The organism is Cytobacillus sp. Hz8 (assembly GCF_042263505.1).
In the GTDB taxonomy this organism is placed as follows: Bacteria; Bacillota; Bacilli; order Bacillales; family Cytobacillaceae; genus Bacillus_BE.
This window is the reverse complement of record NZ_JBHKFI010000017.1, coordinates 24,327-45,404: the sequence shown is the minus strand read 5'-3', so window position 1 is coordinate 45,404 and position 21,078 is coordinate 24,327. Positions and strand designations below refer to the sequence as shown.

The 21,078-nt window shown below is 38.2% G+C and carries 19 protein-coding genes; 3 read left to right on the top strand and 16 right to left on the bottom strand.

Translation table 11 applies throughout. The features are described from left to right. Positions 1-58: 58 nt before the first annotated feature. Positions 59-1,555 carry a tetratricopeptide repeat protein gene (locus ACE38V_RS17735; RefSeq protein ID WP_375843316.1) on the bottom strand — a complete coding sequence of 499 codons (1,497 nt, stop codon included), beginning with the start codon at positions 1,553-1,555 and terminating at the stop codon, positions 59-61. Positions 1,556-1,818: 263 nt separating this feature from the next. Between ACE38V_RS17735 and ACE38V_RS17730 the strand changes: the two genes are divergently transcribed. The 3 genes from ACE38V_RS17730 to codY all read left to right on the top strand — a co-directional run bounded on the left by ACE38V_RS17730 (position 1,819) and on the right by codY (position 5,497). Next, positions 1,819-3,897: a LuxR C-terminal-related transcriptional regulator gene (locus ACE38V_RS17730; protein ID WP_375843314.1), complete on the top strand. Its 2,079-nt coding sequence runs from the start codon at positions 1,819-1,821 to the stop codon at positions 3,895-3,897. Between the two features lie 255 nt (positions 3,898-4,152). Then, positions 4,153-4,599, top strand: coding sequence for a response regulator (locus ACE38V_RS17725; RefSeq protein ID WP_375843411.1), 447 nt, complete (start codon positions 4,153-4,155; stop codon positions 4,597-4,599). Between the two features lie 82 nt (positions 4,600-4,681). Then, positions 4,682-5,497: a GTP-sensing pleiotropic transcriptional regulator CodY gene (gene codY / locus ACE38V_RS17720; protein ID WP_375843313.1), complete on the top strand. Its 816-nt coding sequence runs from the start codon at positions 4,682-4,684 to the stop codon at positions 5,495-5,497. 136 nt (positions 5,498-5,633) lie between these two features. Here the strand turns inward: codY and hisIE are convergent, their stop codons facing one another. The 15 genes from hisIE to uvrA form a co-directional block, all read right to left on the bottom strand. Next, positions 5,634-6,281, bottom strand: a complete 648-nt coding sequence (gene hisIE / locus ACE38V_RS17715) for a bifunctional phosphoribosyl-AMP cyclohydrolase/phosphoribosyl-ATP diphosphatase HisIE (RefSeq protein ID WP_375843311.1) — start codon at positions 6,279-6,281, stop codon at positions 5,634-5,636. Continuing rightward, positions 6,278-7,036 (bottom strand): imidazole glycerol phosphate synthase subunit HisF, encoded by a 759-nt coding sequence (gene hisF, locus ACE38V_RS17710; RefSeq protein ID WP_375843309.1) that lies wholly within the window; start codon positions 7,034-7,036, stop codon positions 6,278-6,280. Before hisF ends, hisIE begins: the two co-directional genes overlap by 4 nt. After that, positions 7,037-7,768, bottom strand: coding sequence for a 1-(5-phosphoribosyl)-5-[(5-phosphoribosylamino)methylideneamino]imidazole-4-carboxamide isomerase (hisA, locus tag ACE38V_RS17705; RefSeq protein WP_375843307.1), 732 nt, complete (start codon positions 7,766-7,768; stop codon positions 7,037-7,039). Continuing rightward, positions 7,765-8,403, bottom strand: a complete 639-nt coding sequence (gene hisH, locus ACE38V_RS17700) for an imidazole glycerol phosphate synthase subunit HisH (protein ID WP_375843305.1) — start codon at positions 8,401-8,403, stop codon at positions 7,765-7,767. Before hisH ends, hisA begins: the two co-directional genes overlap by 4 nt. Next, positions 8,404-8,991, bottom strand: coding sequence for an imidazoleglycerol-phosphate dehydratase HisB (gene hisB / locus ACE38V_RS17695; protein WP_375843303.1), 588 nt, complete (start codon positions 8,989-8,991; stop codon positions 8,404-8,406). It lies immediately after the preceding gene. A gap of 40 nt (positions 8,992-9,031) precedes the next feature. Further along, entirely contained in the window at positions 9,032-10,303 is a 1,272-nt protein-coding gene (gene hisD / locus ACE38V_RS17690) for a histidinol dehydrogenase (RefSeq protein WP_375843302.1), read from the bottom strand. A 25-nt stretch (positions 10,304-10,328) separates the two neighbouring features. Further along, on the bottom strand, positions 10,329-10,961 hold the full coding sequence (gene hisG, locus ACE38V_RS17685) for an ATP phosphoribosyltransferase (protein WP_375843301.1): 633 nt from the start codon (positions 10,959-10,961) through the stop codon (positions 10,329-10,331). Then, positions 10,958-12,139 carry an ATP phosphoribosyltransferase regulatory subunit gene (locus ACE38V_RS17680; protein ID WP_375843299.1) on the bottom strand — a complete coding sequence of 394 codons (1,182 nt, stop codon included), beginning with the start codon at positions 12,137-12,139 and terminating at the stop codon, positions 10,958-10,960. The genes hisG and ACE38V_RS17680 overlap by 4 nt, the downstream gene beginning before the upstream one ends. A 613-nt stretch (positions 12,140-12,752) precedes the next feature. After that, entirely contained in the window at positions 12,753-13,289 is a 537-nt protein-coding gene (locus ACE38V_RS17675) for an acyltransferase (protein ID WP_375843298.1), read from the bottom strand. Further along, positions 13,289-13,939, bottom strand: a complete 651-nt coding sequence (ppaX, locus tag ACE38V_RS17670) for a pyrophosphatase PpaX (protein WP_375843296.1) — start codon at positions 13,937-13,939, stop codon at positions 13,289-13,291. Before ppaX ends, ACE38V_RS17675 begins: the two co-directional genes overlap by 1 nt. A 200-nt stretch (positions 13,940-14,139) precedes the next feature. Further along, the gene (gene lgt, locus ACE38V_RS17665) at positions 14,140-14,955 is read right to left on the bottom strand and encodes a prolipoprotein diacylglyceryl transferase (protein ID WP_375843294.1); all 816 of its coding nucleotides are present in this window, start codon (positions 14,953-14,955) and stop codon (positions 14,140-14,142) included. Between the two features lie 29 nt (positions 14,956-14,984). Further along, positions 14,985-15,911: an HPr(Ser) kinase/phosphatase gene (gene hprK, locus ACE38V_RS17660; protein WP_375843293.1), complete on the bottom strand. Its 927-nt coding sequence runs from the start codon at positions 15,909-15,911 to the stop codon at positions 14,985-14,987. A gap of 385 nt (positions 15,912-16,296) precedes the next feature. Then, positions 16,297-16,659, bottom strand: coding sequence for a phage holin family protein (locus tag ACE38V_RS17655; protein WP_375843291.1), 363 nt, complete (start codon positions 16,657-16,659; stop codon positions 16,297-16,299). A gap of 74 nt (positions 16,660-16,733) precedes the next feature. Then, a complete protein-coding gene (locus ACE38V_RS17650) occupies positions 16,734-17,843 on the bottom strand; it encodes a DUF4097 family beta strand repeat-containing protein (RefSeq protein ID WP_375843289.1) in 1,110 nt (369 codons plus the stop codon). A 354-nt stretch (positions 17,844-18,197) separates the two neighbouring features. After that, positions 18,198-21,077: an excinuclease ABC subunit UvrA gene (gene uvrA, locus ACE38V_RS17645; protein ID WP_375843288.1), complete on the bottom strand. Its 2,880-nt coding sequence runs from the start codon at positions 21,075-21,077 to the stop codon at positions 18,198-18,200. Position 21,078 lies beyond the last annotated feature (1 nt).

The window sequence follows — 21,078 nt, the reverse complement described above, 5'->3', positions numbered from 1 at the left end:
AGTATTTCCTATTTACTCATATCCTATAAGACATCAAATTGAACGTCCAATTATCTGCTCAAAGCAAATGTTGGTTTACCAGTTTCACGTATTTTTGAAGTGTAGAGGGAGATAATCCGTACTTTTTCGCAATCTTCTCCTGAGATATCTTTTCCCCTCGAAGCTGATTCCATAAATAATCTGTTGCAGCTGCCCATGCCAGATGATTCTTGATGCTTGTTTCTTCATCCATCAGTTCAACGAAAATCGTAAACCACATTAGAAAAAGCCCTGCTTCCACAGAACCAACTGGATAGTGACATTGATATAGCTCCTCCGCTGTTTTATGAGCTCCAACAAAATTGGTAAATACTGCACGTGGATTTTCAATTTCCTTCCAATACTGTGCTGCTAAATCTCCCTTATCATAAAGGTTAAACCAATCAGAAGTTATTATTGCGGCTTTTTTTGATGAGATTGATATGAGAAAAAGAGCAAATAATCTTTCCTCCATGAATTCACTGGTGAATCGATTTTGAATATAATGGATATCCTCTTCCAGACTATGAATGGATGATTGTTCCCGATTCCACGGCTCCAATCCTTCCTTTTCTGGATTCAGTTCAATCACCTTTTTCCACATCTCGAGTGCCAGGTTTTTCCGATCGGTAAAGTGGGCAGAATGGGATAACCAATAATAAAAAGCTCCATCTCCTTCAAATCCTTGTCTTTGAAGTTTCCGCAACCAAGAAAAAGCGAGTTCATATTCCCCTACCAGTGCAAAGGTCGCACCTAATTTATACTGATGATCAAGTAACATCGGTTTTACTTTTTTCAAGACTTCCTTCAATTGCTTTGTTGCCTTAAAATCTTTTAAATAAAAGGCAAAAACAAGGAGATTGCAGAGCGCATGCAGATTACCAGGATTTTTGACTAGCACATCATTTAAGATATTGACTGCTTTCTCGACTTCTCCTAAATAAAAATGAGCCAATGCCAAATTATTATAGGCAGACCAATATTCAGGGAAATCCTTGATAACAGCATTTAATAGTTCAACTGCTTCAGAAAATTGACCTGACTCGAGCAGCCCGCGAGCTTCCTCCTGTTTAACAATAAGATCATCCTGTTCAAATAATTCCTCGTTCATTTCCTCTGCTTCTAAGGTGATCACATCCATCAATTCTTCCGCATCATCGATAAAATCACCTTCCAAATCATTTTCCAAATAAACATTTGCGTGATGATACGCATCTTTGAACAGACCTAAGTGGGCATAATTATTTGCCAAAAAATAATGGCATTCCGCCATTTCTTCATCCATTTCTTCAAGAATTCGATACAGCAACTTGTTCGACTGCTGATATTCGTTCATTTCCGTTAAAATAATGGCCAATTGACAAACAATCATCGGTTCACCGGGATCAAGAACCATTGCCCTTTCCATATATTTCTTTGCTTTATAAAAATCACGCCGCCGATAAGCCTTTACTCCCTTTGAGAAATAGTACTCACCCGTTGGATTAAATGTAAGTATTTTTGCTTTTGGTTTTATTGCTTTTGAGTCTTTACTCATGTAGTCCTCCATAACCGAAGTTTAACTATAAAATTATATCATAGGAAATGGATTTACAGAAGGATATCTGGGTAAACTATTAATTTTATGATTATAATTGAACCCAATATATTATTATTGTATAATTTTTTGAAATAGATAGATTATTAAGTTTATTAGCTTAATTATATTTAGATAAACTTACATGTTTGAAAATATTCAATAGCATCATCCTAACCTTATTACAAACTTCATTAAAGAATTTCATTATAGGAGGGGGACATATGGGAATTGATTTAGAATACTTTCAAGATGTTCAAAAAGTATATACTGACTTAACAGGGCTACATATCATCATTGCTGATCAAAAAGGAAACCTACTAACCCAGCAAAAGTCGACTATTTTTGAATTAATAGAAAGCCAGAATAAAATAGAAAATGTATGTAAGGAAATTATTCAAAATATGCCCAAGTTTTTCAGGCCTCTTCTCTATGATATTTTGCCGGGGGTAAAAATTATTTTTACTCCAATAGTTTTAGATGCTGAAGTTGAATATTATATTTTTGCCGGTTGTTTTGCTGAGTATCCAACAAAACAATCAGTTTTAACCTATCTACAAAAAAACTCAAGAAAATCAAAATTATTAAAAAATTTTGATCGATTCATAAGAGAATATACACCAGAAGAAATCCTAGAAAAGAAACACCATCTAGAAAGAATGGCAGAAATTTTATCGAAACAGTTGCTAGCTGAAAAGTTGAAAAGAAAAATAGAAGTCAAGAATAATGAAGTAAACGAAATTTTCCAGCTATTAGCAGAAGATTATTTAAGTATTTCTGATTTACTTAAACGATTTTTTACCAGCAATCCGATAATTGATTTTATTGGATATGCCGGGAGAATAAGCCCAGTTCAATTTGAAATCAAAGAATGCCTTCCCTTAAAAAGGCATTTAAGCGGAAAAACATTTTTTATAGGTGAAGGCTTACTAGGACAAGTCGCTGCCCTAAAGAACGAAAAGGTTTATAGCAATCTGGAATTGGATCCAAGAAGCTCGTTCTTTCAAAAGCATGGAATTTATCCCAAATCCATCTTTTGCTTCCCGGTTATCCAAAAGAATGATATTATCGGTCTGTTTTTTGGAGGAACCTGCAAAGTTGATAGTTTAGAAAATGAGGTAATGTCTCAAGCGAGAAAAACAGCAGCATTTATTAAAATCATTGAAAATAAACTATACTGGCAAAAGCAAGCATTGTTTAATGAATTAAGAGCCACGGTTAAAAATGAGATATTTCATTTCATGACATCTTTACAAAGTCCAAAAAGTATTCAAATGTTTCTATTAGATATGAGTATTAACCTCACTCTAACCCCCTTTGTTTCAATTGCTTTTCTGGATAGACATAAAAGCTCAATAAATATGGTCTCAAGAGGTTTATCTGAAGAAAAGGTCGCTTTATATACAAATGACCTTACGAATCGCTTTCTAAATAACAAAGATTCGAGCCCTGCAACAACTGATCCCATTCCACAACTAACAAATTGGGGGGAAAAAGTAATTGAAATTCCCATAATCTATCTCGACCATCTTTATGGATATCTCTGTATTGGGTTAAATAATGAAATTGACGAAGAGGACTTGTTATTATATAAAATACTTTCAAAGGCAGGAGGGCTTGCACTCTATCTCGAGGACAACGTTCACAACATAAAATCAGATCAAAAAATCGATTCAATAATTGACTTACTAGAATTTATTGATCCCCAATCTTTTATTAAAGCGACGAGGGCAAAAAAAATATTAAACGAGTTTGAACTCTATTTATTAAATCCAGAAATAAATAAAAAAGCTATAACCTACGCCTTTTATTTAATCGGATATGATGAGAAAATCATAAAAAAAATTCACCATCAAGCAACTATCGATGTTTTTAGAGAATATCAATTAATATTAAATCATTCTTTAAGTTTGTCTGAGGCGTCCATCAATGTTCAAATACTTGTCCTCATTTGGACTTATATACAGGAGGAGCCAAACATTCCATTTTTATCCAAAAATACTGAAATCAATCGTGATTTAATAAACAAGTTTATTTTATATCTTTCACGTTCTGAACTAAAAATCAGTGAAGGATTGAATGTTGAACAGTCCTTAAAAACAGATAATAGATTTAAAGCTTTAACCAAGAGAGAATCTGAAATCCTGAAACTCGTTCTAAAAGGAAAAAACAATCAAGAAATTGCAGATCAGCTTTATATTAGTGGACATACTGTAAAAAATCATATGACAAGGATTTTTCAAAAATTAAATGTCAAAGACCGGTCCCAGGTAATCGCAAAAATCTATCAATTAAGTTTATGACAACAGGATTTTATCTTCCTTCTCTAGCCGGTTTTCTACCATTTTCACCTTTAACATAGGAGTATATTCCTATATCATTTATCACAAAAATCTCTTTTATTTTTCTTTGACACCCTAGTGGTGTGTTTAAATTTACTAGATTCCCTATGGAGTAAAAACTACCCAGAAAATTTCAAAATCTCTGGGTAGTTTTTTATATCAAAAAAGATAGGAATCAATTCTCAATTCTTTTTTGAAAGATAAGAGTGCAAGGGGATATACAAAATTCGGAAAAATTTTAATAATAGAATTAATTCCAAATATTTTAAAAGGAGGGAGGGCTCATACATTAATAAGATCCTTATTATCGAAGATGAAATGAGGATTTGTACACTCCTTAAAATGTATTTAGAAAAAAACTCCTTAAAAGCCGACATGACCTGCAGTGGGAGATCTGGACAAATTCAAGCACTAACGAAAAATTATGATTTGATTCTATTAGATATTCTACTTCCAGATATTGATGGGTTCCGTATTCTGAAAAATATCAGAAAACTAAAGTCGACTCCCGTCATTATGATTTCCGCTCAGGGTGATAAAGATGTCGTGAATTTTTTCCTTAGAGCAGGTGCAAATGACTATGTAATAAAGCCATTCATTTGTAAAGATGTCCTTGAGAGGATAAAAAAACAACTTAATTTGCATTTTGATTCATTACAATAAAATGATTCATAGATTCCATTTATCGGCAATGAAGGTAGTAGAATTATATTTTTACCAAAATACTAATCATTAGGAGGGAATTATGAACTTATTATCGAAGATTAGAAAAATTAATTCCATTTTGCAAATGCCAAATACTAATGATTATTTCAAAGTGATTTCTGAAACCTTATGCGAAATAATAAAGGCAAATGTATTTATTGTAAACGCTGCTGGAAAACTACTTGGTTATTCTTTTTTCCAACAAATCGAAAATACTCGGATGGACAAAATCATTGAGAATCGCCAATTCCCCAATGAATATATGATTCATTTATCACATATTCATGAATCAAATATGAATCTTGATATTGAAAACGAATACACTATTTTTCCTGTTGAAAATAAGGATTTATTTAAAAAAGGGTTAACGGCCATTGTACCAATTATTGGTGGAGAAGAAAGACTGGGAACATTGATCTTATCCCGTATGGACCAAGCGTTTGATTATGACGATTTATTACTCAATGAATACAGTGCAACTGTTATCGGGATTGAATTGATCCGAGAAAAATCTGTAAAGTTAGCAGAAAATTCCCGCAAAATTTCAATGGCACAAATGGCAATCAATTCACTTTCCTATAGCGAACTTGACGCTTTAAAATATATTTTTGAAGAACTAAATGGGGTAGAAGGTTTACTTGTTACCTCAAAAATTGCAGATCGGTTTGGCATTACTCGGTCCGTAATCGTTAATGGTTTAAGAAAACTAGAGAGTGCCGGTATTGTGGATGCCCAATCCTTAGGAATGAAAGGAACTTTTATTAAAATCCTAAATGATCAATTTCTTTTCGAACTTAGCAATGTCATTTTTCCTGAACACATATTAGAAAAAAGAGGGTATGCCCCCTTATTTTAAGATAAAGAAGAGATTACTCCATTTTACGTGGTAAAATTTAAATCGTTTTTTAATACCGTATTTAATTTTTAACCAATATAAGAAATCTGACTTTCCCTTTTCATATTAAGTTCAAAGTCAGATTTCCTGTTATCCTTTATTGATCATGCTTTTCATGTCTTTGCGTTAATACATTGAGAACTTCCTTAAACGGCAGCTCTTGCTCCACTAATAAGACAAGCAAGTGGTAAAGCAAATCAGCTGCCTCCCATTTTAATTCTTCATGGTCACGATTTTTCGCAGCGATGATGACTTCCGCTGATTCTTCTCCGACTTTTTTCAAAATTTTATCGACGCCTTTTTCAAATAGGTAAGTAGTATAGGCCCCTTCAGGTCGTTCTTTTTGACGATTAACAATCACCCGCTCTAATGAACCAAGAATTTGATAGTCTTGTAGACTTAATTGATTGCTGCCCACCTCTGATGTAATCAGTTTATCGGTAAAACAGCTTGTAGTCCCATGATGGCAAGCAGGACCTTTGGGATTGACTAAAACGAGAATCGCATCCTGATCACAATCATATTTCATTTCCACAATGGTTTGCGTATTTCCGCTTGTTTCTCCTTTATGCCAAAGTTCCTGTCTAGAACGACTGTAAAACCAGGTTTCTCTTGTTTCCAAGGACTTTTGTAAAGACTCCTTGTTCATATAGGCTAGTGTTAGTACTTCTTTGGTGATGGCATCCTGAACAATCGCCGGAACCAATCCTTGTTCATCAAATTTAATCTCTTCTTCGTAATTCATCGAACGTACACCCCTTTTTCTTTTAGAAAAGACTTCACTTCCGCAACGGATGTCTCCTTATAATGAAATATTGAAGCAGCAAGAGCAGCATCCGCTTTTCCCTCAACAAAGGCAGCCACAAAATCCTCTGCCTTTCCTGCTCCACCTGAGGCAATAACCGGAACTGACACAGCTTCGCTCACCGCTTTTGTGAGCTTCAGGTCAAAACCCTTTTTTTCACCGTCACTATCCATGCTTGTTAATAAGATTTCACCGGCACCACGCCTAACCGCTTCCTGCGCCCAAACGATACAATCCAGATTCGTTCTTTCTCTCCCTCCATGAGTATAGACACGAAAGGAGCCAAGAGCTTCATCAAATTTCGCATCGATCGCTACCACCATGCATTGACTACCAAAGAAGCGAGCGCCTTCACTAATTAATTCTGGATTCAGCACAGCTGCTGTATTTAAGGATACCTTGTCGGCACCCGCTCTGAGGATTTTTTTCATATCCTCAAGTGAATTGATTCCGCCCCCAACCGTAAAAGGAATCGCAAGCTCCGAGGCTACCGCCTTTACGACATCTACCATCGTCTTTCTTCCCTCATGGGAGGCTGAAATATCTAGAAATACAAGTTCATCTGCCCCCTGCTCATCATAAAAACGGGCAAGCTCCACCGGATCCCCGGCATCCTGCAATTGGACGAATTGAATTCCTTTCACAACGCGCCCGTCTTTCACATCCAGGCATGGAATGATTCTTTTTGTTAACACTTATTGGCCCACCTCACTTAATGCCTCTTTCACGGTAAAACAATCTTCATAAATGGCTTTCCCAACAATGGCACCTGCAACACCTGAATTGGATAATGCCTTCAAGGCAACAAGATCTTCTAGCTTACTTACCCCACCTGAAGCAATAACTTTTTTCTTAGTTTCTTGAGCCATCTGCTCAACCGCTTCGAGATTCGGTCCAGAAAGCATGCCATCTGTGGCAATATCAGTAAAAATAAATGTATCCGCTCCCGCTTCTGCAAATCGCTTTCCTACTTCAACAGCCTTCATTTCAGATGTCTCAAGCCATCCATGAGTCGCAACATAACCATTCTTCGCATCTATTCCCACTGCAATTCGAGATCCGTACTTTTTAATCATTTCCATCGCAAAGGCGGGATTAGAGATCGCCATGCTTCCAATAATCACCCGATCGACTCCATGCTCTAAATAATGAACGATATCCTGCTCTGTACGAATGCCCCCTCCAATTTGCACCTTCACATCCAACTGTTCTGCAGCTCGAATGACAAAAGCATCATTTACTCTTTTTCCATCTCTTGCACCATCTAAATCAACCATATGAATCCATGAAGCACCATCACCCGTAAATTGCTGTGCAATAGAAAAAGGAGAATCGCCGTAAACGGTTTCCTGATTATAATCTCCCTGCAGGAGTCTGACACATTTTCCGCCTCTCATATCAATCGCTGGATAGATTGTAAAGTTCATGCGGACACCTCCTCATCTAAAGCAAGCTTGGTGAAATTTCGCAAAAGCTCCATTCCTGTTTTCCCACTCTTTTCTGGATGGAATTGCATTCCAAAAACATTCTTTTTGCCAACAATAGCTGGTACTTTCACATCATACTGACATTCGGCAATGACAACTTCTTTCTCGTTTGTCCGTGCATAATAGGAATGAACGAAATAGACAAAATTCTCCTCTATATTTTGTAAAATCGGAGACGGATGATGAAATAAAAGTCGATTCCAGCCCATATGTGGTACTTTATAGGGCTCTCCTTCTTGGGTTACACCAGGAAAATGAACCACTCTACCAGGAAGTAGCCCCAAACCCTTCGTTAGACCATGTTCTTCACTTTCCTCAAACAACAACTGCATTCCAAGACAGATTCCTAATAGTGGTTTTCCCGTCTGTACAAATTCTTTAATCATTTCGCTTAAGCCTGCTTCATTTAGACGATTCATAGCATCCTTGAATGCCCCGACTCCTGGTAAAATCAAACGGTCTGCCTTTATCAGTTCTTCTTTATTCTCTGATAAAAAATAGGGAACATCGAGGCGCTTCAAAGCCTGACTCACACTAAATAAATTGCCCATGCCATAGTCAATAATCCCGATCATCTACAACATTCCCTTCGTCGATGGAATTCCTTTAATGCGTGGATCAATGGTTGTCGCTTCATCTAAAGCACGCGCTAATGCCTTAAAAACAGCTTCGATCATATGATGAGTGTTTTGCCCATAATGAACAATCACATGAAGATTCATACGGGTCTCAAGGGCAAGCTTCCATAAAAATTCATGGATTAATTCCGTATCAAAGGTTCCTACTTTCTGACTCGGGAATTGTGCCCGCATTTCTAAATGAGGACGATTGCTTAAATCAACAACCACCTGGGCCAGGGCTTCATCCATTGGAACAAATGAATTTCCATAACGTTTAATTCCTTTTTTATCTCCTAAAGCTTCTCTTAACACCTGCCCTAGGCATATTGCGATATCTTCCGTAGTATGATGATCATCTACTTCCGTATCCCCATTTGCTTCTATATCTAAATTAAATTGACCATGCTTTGTAAATAAATCAAGCATATGGGTTAAAAACGGCACCCCTGTATGTAAATTTGCTTTGCCCTCACCATCAATTTGAAGACTTAACCTAATATCTGTCTCATTGGTTGTTCTTTTAATACTTGATGATCTGCTCATTGACTTTTCCTCCACCCCAAATATTAACGTCATACTCATCTTACGAGTTTTTCAATCTTGCTTCGACTGCTCTTGCATGCGCCTCTAATCCTTCTAAGCGAGCGAATGCCGCAATTTTTTCTCCATTTTCCTTGAGGGCCTGCTCACTATACATGATAATGCTTGATTTCTTTTGAAAATCATCGATATTCAATGGACTGGAGAAACGTGCTGTTCCATTAGTTGGAAGCACATGATTCGGTCCGGCAAAATAGTCCCCCACTGGCTCCGAGCTAAATCGTCCAAGAAAAATGGCCCCTGCATGTCTGATTTTTCCAAGCAATTCTAACGGATTTTTTGTTACCACTTCTAAATGCTCTGGCGCAATGCGATTCATCGTTTCAATCGCTTCCTCTGTGGTCTCGGCAAGATAAATCACCCCATGACTTTCAATCGACTGACCAGCAATTTCCTTTCGTGGCAACTCTGCTAGCTGTTTTTCAACCTCTGATGCTACCTCTTCAGCCAATTGCTCTGATGTTGTCACTAAGACGCTTGAGGCTAAGGCATCATGCTCAGCTTGGGAAAGTAAATCAGCCGCCACCTCATTGGCCTTCGCTGTTTCATCTGCTAATATGCCAATCTCACTTGGTCCAGCAATCATATCGATATCGACATCCCCATATACTTCCCTTTTGGCCAAAGCAACATAAATATTTCCTGGTCCCACAATTTTATCAACAGGGCGAATGACTTCCGTTCCATAGGCCAATGCAGCGACAGCCTGGGCCCCGCCGACCTTATAAATTTCCGTTACTCCGGCCTCTTGTGCCGCAACTAAAACAGCTGCTGGTAATTTCCCGTCACTACCTGGAGGAGAAACCATCACAATTCGTTCCACTCCTGCAACCTTCGCTGGCATCACATTCATCAAAACAGAAGAAGGATAGGCTGCTGTTCCACCTGGTACATAGACACCAACAGAATCTAGAGGTGTAATTTTTTGACCAAGAATCGTTCCGCTTTCATCCGTCGTCAGCCATGAATTGCGAACTTGTTTTTCATGATAAATGCTAATATTTTCTGCTGCTTCACGAATAATTGCCACAAGATTTTTATCTACCAATCCGTATGCTTCTTTGATTTCCTCTTTCGAGACAAGGAGAGAATTTAAGCGGCAACCATCAAATTTAGCAGTTAACTCGAATAAAGCGTTATCTTCGTCTGATTTCACTTTAGCAATGATTTCTTTGACAATCTGACGTTGTGACTCTGTACCATTTTCGACAGAGCGTTTTATATTAATATTTTCATTTACTTTGAGAATTTTCATTTTTCGCCCTCCATTTACGGGAATCTTACGAATACAGTATGACCGAATTAAGTCGAGAAACTAGCTCTTTAATGCGTACATCCTTTAACCGATAGCTCACAGGATTCACAATCATTCTGGATGTTATATCAACGATGCGCTCATATTCCACCAATCCATTTTCAACTAGGGTCCGGCCCGTTGAAACAATATCAACAATGCGGTCGGAAAGGCCAATAATCGGTGCTAATTCAATCGATCCATTTAGTTTGATAATTTCGACCTGCTGTCCTTGTTCACGGAAAAAGGCAGCGGCCACTTTGGGATACTTCGTTGCTACTTTTGGTGCAACATCATTCATTTTCGTATTTGGGAGTCCCGCTACAGCCAGATAGCAATGACTAATTTTCAAATCAAGTAATTCATAGACATCCCTTTCCTCTTCCAGCATAACATCTTTTCCGGCAATGCCTAAATCAGCCACACCATGCTCAACATATGTAGGAACGTCCATTGGTTTGGCTAAAATAAAGCGAAAATTTTCCTCTGGAACATCAATAATGAGTTTCCGATTTTCTTCAAATTCAGGAGGAAGATGATAGCCAGCCTGCTTTAATAACTCCACCGCTTCTTCAAAAATTCTGCCTTTTGGCATCGCAATTGTTAAATGATTTCTCATTGTCCCACTCTCCCTTTGCTGCCAACAAGAAAGGTAACATCCTCAAATTGACCCGTGCAAGCATCAATGTTTTTAACACCGTTTATATCCTGAAGTACAACCTTTTTCCCTGCAGCCCGATATTCCCTTGCCAATTGGAAGGCCTCTTGTCTTCTTTCATCACTGAAAAGTATGCAGTACTCAGGCTTGCTGTCGATGATTTCACCAGTTGCTTCTATTAATCTATCTAGGGTTAAAGCAAAGCCCGTTGCCGCAGTTTGCTTGCCAAACTTTTCAAAGAGCAAATCATATCTGCCGCCATTCCCAATTGGAAAGCCAACTTGATCGGCATATACTTCAAAAAGAATTCCCGTATAATAGCTCATATGACTGACAAGGGTTAAATCAAACTTGATATTGGCTACCTCTCCATAATCGACAATAATGTCCCATAGTTGTTTTAATTGAAGAATGGCTTCCTTTCCTTTATCATCCTCAAGTAAAAGAAGGGCCTCCTCTATAACCTCTGGTCCACCCTGCAGCTTCAAAAAGTCAAGCAGGCGTGCCTTATCGATAGAAGATAACGATAAGCTTTCAACATGTTCTCTATATCCAACATAGTTTTTCTCATATAAAAATTGTGTCAGAGCATTAGCGCGTTCCTTTGTTCCCACGATCTGGGTAAATAAATCCCGAACAAAACCAATATGGCCAATAGAAATTTGAAAATTATCCAAGCCGATTTTTTTCAGAGATGAAGTCATAAGGGCAATGATTTCCCCGTCCGCACTAATGGTACCATCGCCAATACATTCAACACCGATTTGCTCAAATTCAGCTGGTCTTCCACCTTCTCTTTGCTGTGCTCGAAAAACATTTTCGGAATAAGCCAAGCGTATTGGTAGATCCTCGTGAAGAAGTCTTGATGCTGCAACACGTGCAATCGGTGCCGTCATATCTGGACGAAGAACCAGTCCATGTCCTTGCTTGTCCAAAAGCTTGAACAGCTGCCGATTTAAAATCGCGGAAGCTGCACCAACCGTTTCGTAATATTCTAATGTGGGCGTACTAATAAACTGATAGCCCCAATTTTTCATTTCCTGTTCCATTTTTGACCGTACTAAATTTTTGCTTTCATATAAATCTGGTAATGTATCTCTCATTCCCAGCGGTTTCTCAAACATAAATAACCGACTCAATGTATTCACCCCAATGAAGATAAATTCCACAAATCCTTTAGTTCGCTAATATATTAGCAAGATAAAGTTATTTGTATTTTACTCTCGAAATGTCAATCCGTCAATGAAAACCTACTTCATCTGATTTCATTGATACACCCCCATTATTCCATACTTGAGGGGATTATTGTTTATGTATTTTGAAAATTTAAATAAAACTAACTATGTGAGGTTCCATCAGCTTTAAAATTGGTTGGATTTTTGGAGGGAGTGAGTTATTTTGAATTAAGATTTAAGTCTTTGATCATGATTTGGCTATTTATGATTCACGAAAAATAGGGTCTATCGTTTGCTTTAGATTCAATCAATTTTTAAAAAATCACCATTAACACATATAAAGAAAACTCGCCGATTGGCGAGCCTTCAGGCGAAGACAGAGGCGTAGTTCACCGAAAAAAAGCGCTTTTTTCGGCTGCGAAGCGTCTCTCGGAAGCCTCCCTTTGTGCACTTATACTTAATTCCTAAAATTGGCTTCTACGTCGAATTTTCATCATTGCTGCCAATTTATACTTCTTTAAGTACAAAAAAAGCATTCTGCTCCATTCAGAACAAAATGCTTTTCCCAAAAACCTTATTAAAGATCCTTCTTCCCATATATCGGATCCTTTGCCCATTTTTCCGCTAATTCTCCCTTTGTATAGATTACCTTCATCGGATTTCCTCCAACAAAGGCACCTGGAGGAACATCTTTATGGACTAGTGTACCTGCGGAAACGATAGCGTGATCACCGATAATGACACCGGGAAGGATGGTTGAATTAGCTCCAATCATGACCTGATTGCCAATTTTGACTTCGCCAAGGCGATATTCCTTGATTAAATATTCATGAGCAAGAATGGTCGTATTGTAGCCAATGACTGTGTTTTTTCCGACACTGATTTTTTCTGGAAACATGATATCCAACATAACCATTAAAGCAAATGAAGTTTGTTCTCCTACCTTCATGTGTAAAAAAGTACGGTAGAGCCAGCTTTTCATCCCTAAAAAAGGAGTATAGCGAGCAAGCTGGATGACGATAAAGTTTTTAACGACTTTCCAAAAAGGAACCGTTTGATAGACATGCCACAACGAATTAGCTCCGTCGACTGGATGGCGCTCAGTCCGTCTCATTATTCCTTCACTCCAAGAATCGGTAACAAATCACGCATATTTTCAAGCATAAAATCCGGCTTAAATTGCTGTAAATAGTCTCTTCCCTTGATTGACCAAGAAACCCCAGCCGTTTTCGTACCTGCATTTTTTCCACCAAGAATATCGTGATAGTTATCTCCAACCATCAAGGCTTCCTCTGTATTTGCCTCTAACAGATCGAGAGCCTTATATATTGGCTCCGGATTAGGCTTTGCTTTTACCACCTGATCGAGGCCGATAATACAATCAAAAAAGGAGTGAAGCTTTGTTAAATGCAAGCCCTTCAGAATGACATCATACATTTTGGTTGAAACAATTCCTAATTTAAAACCTTTATCTTTTAAGGATTGGATCGTGTCATAAACACCATCAAACTCCTCAACGAGATCATCATGATTGGCGATATTAAATTCCCGATACACGCGAACCATTTCATCCATCTTTTCTTCATCAATTGCACTAAAGGTTTCAAACAAAGAGGGTCCAATAAACGGAAGTACGTCCTTCCGCTCATATTTTCCAGGATAAAAGTGATTAAGCGTATGTAAGAAAGAGGCAATAATCAATTCATTTGTATTGATTAAGGTTCCATCCAAATCAAATAATATAGTAGTAATTTTATTGTTCATATAATGCTTTCTTCCCTTTCAAAACGAGACTTCTGTTCTAGAAAAACGAAACAGCATCGTCAGGATAATGGCTACACATAAAGGTATGAGTTAGACATAATCAGAAAAATGATTTACCCAAGACCTAGGTTGTTTTTACACCTACGAAAACCCCATGCTTAATTGAATTTTGCCGCATCTCCATCCCCTTGTCAAAAAAATTAATATCGGTCCAAATATCTTTTATCTGCGTAGCCCTTTGCTCTTCTAATGAACAAAATAATGATGGAAGCTACAACTAAAACAATGGAAATCATTTGTGCCATTCTTAAATGTTCCGTAAGCATTAAGCTGTCTGTCCGCATACCTTCAACGAAGAATCGCCCAACAGAATACCAGATCACATAAGTAAGAAACATTTCTCCGCGTCGTAAATTGACCTTTCTCAATAACATTAGAAGAATAAAGCCTAATAGATCCCAAATGGACTCATACAAAAATGTAGGGTGATAGTACGTACCATCTATGTACATTTGATTAATAATAAAATCAGGTAAATGGAGATTTTCTAAGAATGATCTAGTTACTTCTTTTCCATGTGCCTCTTGATTCATAAAGTTTCCCCAACGGCCAATAGCCTGACCTAAAATAATGCTTGGTGCTGCAATATCCGCTAACTTCCAAAAGGACACATTTCGCTTATGAGCAAACACATATGCGGTAATCACTGAGCCAATTAATGCTCCATGGATGGCAATTCCCCCATGCCATATCTTTGGAATTTCAGAAAGATTTTGCGCATAAAAATCCCATTTAAAAATAACATAATAAATTCGTGCGGAAATGATGGCAATGGGAATCGCCCAAATCATTAGATCTGAGAAGATATCCTTTTCCAAATCCCTTTTGTCAGCTTCCTTAATCGCTAAAAACAAGGCAAGTAATAGTCCACTGACAATAATTAATCCATACCAGCGAACCTCCATTGGACCAATTGTGAACGCAATGGGATCTAACGGTTGAATCTTTTCTTCCATCCTAATTCTCCTTCACTTTGCTTTTATTTTTAATTATCCGTTTCATCAATGACATCTGCCAGCTTTTCCGTAAATTCTTGGGCAGCGTTGACGCCCATTCGTTTTAATCGGAAATTCATAGAGGCAACTTCAATAATAACAGCAAGATTTCGTCCAGGGCGTACAGGGACTGTCAACTTTGTAATTTCTGTATCGATGATTTTCATTTTCTCCTCATCTAAGCCAAGACGATCATATTGCTTGTTTTGATCCCAAAGTTCCAAGCTAATAACCAAAGAGATTTTTTTATTGCTACGGACAGCTCCAGCTCCAAATAAGGTCATAACATTGATAATCCCTAATCCACGGATTTCAAGGAGATGCTCAATTAAATCGGGCGAATTCCCAACAAGGATATCATCATCCTCTTGTCTAATTTCTACGCAGTCATCAGCAACTAAACGATGCCCTCTTTTAACTAGCTCTAATGCTGTTTCACTCTTACCAACCCCGCTTTTTCCCGTAATTAAAACGCCCACCCCATAAATATCAACTAAGACGCCATGAATAGCCGTTGTTGGCGCTAATTTGCTTTCAAGAAAATTAGTAAGACGTCCCGAAAAGCCGGTTGTCTTTTGCTTAGATCGCAATAGTGGAACAGATTCTCTCTCCGCTGCTTCAATCATTACTAATGGGACCTCTAAATTTCTTGTCACAATGATAGCAGGAGTAATATCTGTACATAAGCGTCCCATTCGATCTTGACGGTCTTTCTCTGTTAATCGTTCAGCAAACGATAATTCTGTTTTCCCAAGCAATTGGATTCTTTCTGAAGGATAGTAATCAAAGTATCCGGCCAATTCGATTCCTGGACGAGAAATATCACTTGTTGTAATGGGGCGATTAAGCCCTTCTTCCCCAGCAATCAGCTCTAAATTAAATTTTTCAACAATGTCCTTAGTCCGTACTTTCGCCATTTGGTTGTCCTCCATTTGTGATTAAACTATTATGTATTCCTTGGCAAACCCGCTAAATTGACTCATTTTGCCACGATCCACTTTCACTTGAGAAAATGTCATCTTCCATTTTAGCATTTTTTATATTAGAACCAAAAGCAACAGTTATGAATTATTCCTAATTAATAAAGAAAACTCGTCGATTGGCGAGCCTTCAGGCGAAGACAGAGGCGTAGTTGCACTTATACTTAATTCCTAAAATTGGCTTCTACGTCGAATTTTCATCATTTCTGCCAATTTATACTTTCTTTAAGTATGAAAAAGACTCTTCCCATGCAACGCTCCCAAGAAGATTACAAATTCCCTCTTAGCAGAAGTTGAATAAGATGAGTCTATTTTTTTCTTATCATGTTGGTTTCTTGTCCTTTTCAAAAACAACCTTCTGAATGATGACGTTCACAATGGACATGATGATGGACACGAGCAGAGTCATTCCGAATCCACTAATATCAAATGAGCTCCCCATAATAGAGTCCGTTAATACTAACGTAATAGCATTAATCACAAGGAGAAAAAGCCCAACCGTTACAATCGTAATCGGCAGGGTCAAAAGGATCAAAATCGGTCGAACTAAAATATTCAGTATTGATAAAACAATGCTCGCTCCTAATGCTGCACTAAATCCATCAAGATAAAATGAATGGTCAAAATATCCTGCAAGTGCCACAAAAAGGATCGCATTAATGACAATTCCCAAAATCCATTTCATACTTTAATCATCCTTTATTTCACTTATCCATACTTGAAGAATCTTCTTCTCTAAAAGCTTTTGCAGCCACCATTCTATTTAACCTTTCGAATCGAAATCGTGCCTGTCTTCGTATCAGCTGCAATACTGGTGATACTAGTAGATTCAACAATTGGTTTAAAGCGCAATAACTTTTGAACCATTTCACTCTTTTCCTCTAAAACCTGTGAACCTTCGAGATCTACCTTAAAGCTTCCGAGATTCGTTTTCAAGATTCCTTGTAAGGCCAATTGATCAGGGAAGTACAAATCGATGCTTCCTGTTGTAGCCTTCACATCCATTTCTTTACAGGAATCATCATTCACTGAGCAAACAATGTTTCCATTAAACGCCTGGATCTCCGCTTGTTGAACCGTGCCATCAAATTTAACCGCTCCATTTATCGTTTCAGCCTCCAGCTTATCAATTGCGCCTCGATTGATAAAAATAGGGCCATTCGCTGTCTCTGCTTCTACCCGATGACTAGTAATACCTTCAATCAGTATTTTCCCATTCGCTGTTTTCACATTAAAATCGTCGACTTGAAGATTCTCAGTTTCAATCGGGCCATTAAACATCCGAATTTTTAGGCGATGATATAAAGATTTAGGAATAAAAATCTTCGCATCAAGCTTAATCCACTTTGCTTCCGTTAAAAAGCGAAGCCGCTCATCTTCAATTGAAAATAATACGTTTTTTAAGAAGATATCCCGTGCTTCCTCTTGCCCTTCAACCCGGTAAACCTTCGCTTGGCATTCAATTCGTACATCCTTTTGATCCCAAGGAATGACCTTCACCTTACCATTAGCAATATCGATATCCACAGTCTGTAAGTTGACATCAGCTTGGTAAAAAATATGCGAAAGGTCAACTGAAGAACCAAAATTAAAATCTAAATCAAGCTCTTTTACTTTTTTAAAGGCAGAATCAATAAAATCAAAAATCTTATCCTTGACGGATTGTGTTTTATAGCTATTATCCGTTCGCTGATTCTTATGATTTTCCTCGGAATGGACAACTGTAGATAATTCTCCAATAATCTCTTTTTGCTTTTCTTCCATTGTTTTATTTGATTTTTCAAGTTCTTCCAATAGAGTTAACGCTTCATCAACGGTTATTTTTCCTTCTTCCACCATATTTAAAATTCGTTTTTTCTCTTCTTTCACTTTCGTTCGCCTCCTAATGATAGCTTATTAGCCACTTCCCATATTTACGATAGCAAAATGCGAAAGTTTCAAAGTATCTAGGAAATCAGTCCCCCGACCTATTTCTAACGCTATTTTCTCAAATTATTGTTGCATTTTGGAACACATTTCAATCTCTTATGTATAATCTGTTTCAGATCTGATTGCTTTAGCAATCATTTTAGCTGTTCAAATAGCAATTTATTCAAACTCAATGGTCTGGCAATTTATTCAAAAAGAAGGCGTGAACCTGTTTATTCGCGACCTTCCTTTATATTCGCATTTGCAAAAAAAAGCGAAAGGACAGACTTTTTTCTCTGTCCCATTTGCTTCATCTTACACACCCGACACATTCGCTTCCTTTTCCTTCAATTGCTTGGTCATCCGCAATCGATCCCGTTCTAGAATTGGCTTTAGGTAATTCCCTGTATAGGATTCTCGGACCTCGACAATTTGTTCTGGGGTACCGGTTGCGAGAATCGTTCCTCCCTTATCCCCACCTTCAGGTCCAAGGTCAATGATATAATCTGCTGCCTTAATGACATCGAGATTATGCTCGATGACAACAACAGTATCCCCGTTCTCAACTAGTCGCTGCAATACTTCAAGCAATCGTGAAATATCATCCACATGGAGACCTGTAGTCGGTTCATCCAGAATATAGAAAGAGCGGCCGTTCGATCTGCGATGCAATTCCGATGCAAGCTTTACCCGTTGAGCTTCCCCTCCAGATAAAGTCGTTGCTGGCTGTCCAAGTGTAATGTAACCAAGACCAACATCTGCAATCGTTTGGAGCTTCCGTTTGATTTTAGGAATATTTTCAAAGAAAGATAGCGCATCCTCCACAGTCATATCAAGAATTTCTGAAATACTTTTTCCTTTGTATTTCACCTCTAGCGTTTCACGATTATAGCGTTTGCCGTGACATACCTCACAAGGAACATAGACATCAGGTAAAAAGTGCATCTCAATTTTAATAATGCCGTCACCTCGGCAGGCTTCACATCGTCCACCCTTAACATTAAAACTAAAGCGGCCTTTCTTATAGCCACGTACTTTTGCTTCATTAGTTGCAGCAAACACATCGCGGATATCATCAAAAACACCAGTATAGGTTGCTGGATTGGATCGAGGTGTACGTCCAATGGGAGATTGATCAATATCGATAACCTTTTCAAGATGCTCGATCCCTAAAAGGCTGCGATGCTCTCCTGGTTTACTTTTTGCATGATGAAGCTTTTGTGCCAATGTCTTATGCAAAATCTCATTGATTAAGGTACTTTTCCCTGAACCAGAAACACCAGTTACTGCGATAAATGTTCCAAGAGGAAATTTCACATTTATATTTTTTAAATTATTTTCTTTTGCCCCTTTAATTTCGATATATCGGCCATCGCTTTTTCGCCGTTCAAACGGCAGTGGGATAAACTTCTTCCCTGAGAGATATTGTCCAGTGATGGAGTTTGGATCATCCATTACTTCTTTTGGCGTTCCCGCAGAAATAATCTCTCCCCCATGAACACCTGCCCCAGGACCCACATCAATTAAATAATCAGCAGCAAGCATGGTATCCTCATCATGCTCTACGACAATTAATGTATTCCCGATATCCCGCATACTTTTTAATGTATCGATTAACCGATCATTATCCCGTTGATGAAGTCCAATGGACGGTTCATCTAAAATATAGAGTACTCCCGTTAGACGTGAACCAATTTGCGTTGCAAGTCGAATCCGTTGTGCCTCTCCTCCAGATAACGTTCCTGCTGCCCGATTTAAGGTTAAATAATCTAATCCAACATTAATCAGAAAACCTAATCTTTCCTTGATTTCTCGGAAAATTAAATGGGCAATCTTCATTTCCTTATCAGATAAGGCAAGGTTATCAAAAAAGTGGTAGGCCTCTTCAATGGATAAAGAAGTGACGTTTCCGATATGTTCACCAGCGATTAACACGGCTAAGGTTTCCTTTTTCAAACGATATCCTTTACAAGTTGGGCAAGGCTGCTCTGCCATATATTTAGACATTTGTTCACGAATGTAATCAGAGCTTGTGTCTTTATAGCGGCGTTCGACGTTATGAATGACACCTTCAAATTCAATATCATTTTCCCTGATTTGACCAAAATCATTTTCATAACGGAAGTGTATTTTTTCACCATTCGATCCATATAAAATTTTATCTAATAGATCCTTTGAAATGTCTTTAACCGGGATGTCCATGTCAATTCCGTAATGATTACAAACTGCTTCCAATAATTGCGGATAGTATTGAGAGCTTGTTGGTTCCCATGGGGCAATAGCATTCTGTCTTAGTGTAAGATCAGCATTCGGAATCACTAATTCCAGATCAACCTCAAGCTTCGATCCCAGTCCATCACAATCCGGACAAGCCCCAAATGGACTATTAAAGGAAAACATTCTTGGCTCAAGCTCTCCGATCGAAAAGCCACATAATGGACAGGAATGATGTTCACTAAATAAGAGCTCCTCCTGACCAATCACATCAATGATGACTCTCCCTTGACCCAATTGTAAAGCCGATTCAAGTGAATCAGCGATTCGAGCGGAGATTCCTTCCTTGACGACAATCCGGTCAATGACCACTTCTATGGAGTGTTTTTTATTTTTTTCAAGCTCTATGTCCTCACCAAGGTCATACATATGTTCGTCAATGCGCACACGTACATACCCTTGCTTTTTAATATCCTCCAGCACTTTTACATGTGCTCCTTTTCTCCCGGAGATGATAGGAGCAAGGATTTGCAGTTTTGTCCGTTCAGGATATTCCAAAATGCGATCCACCATTTGCTCAACCGTTTGTGAGGTAATTTCAATATGATGGTTCGGACATGTAGGACGTCCCACCCTCGCAAACAAAAGGCGGATATAATCATAGATCTCTGTAACGGTTCCAACCGTTGATCTTGGGTTTCGACTAGTCGTTTTCTGATCAATAGAAATTGCCGGAGATAGTCCTTCAATCGTATCGACATCCGGTTTGTCCATTTGGCCGAGAAATTGACGAGCGTAGGCAGATAGCGATTCAACATATCTCCTTTGGCCTTCTGCATAAATCGTGTCAAAGGCTAACGAGGACTTTCCTGATCCGGAAAGTCCTGTTAAGACTACAAGCTGATCTCTCGGAATGGTGACATCGATGTTTTTTAGGTTGTGGGCCCTTGCGCCCTTAATGATTAATTTATCCATTGCCATG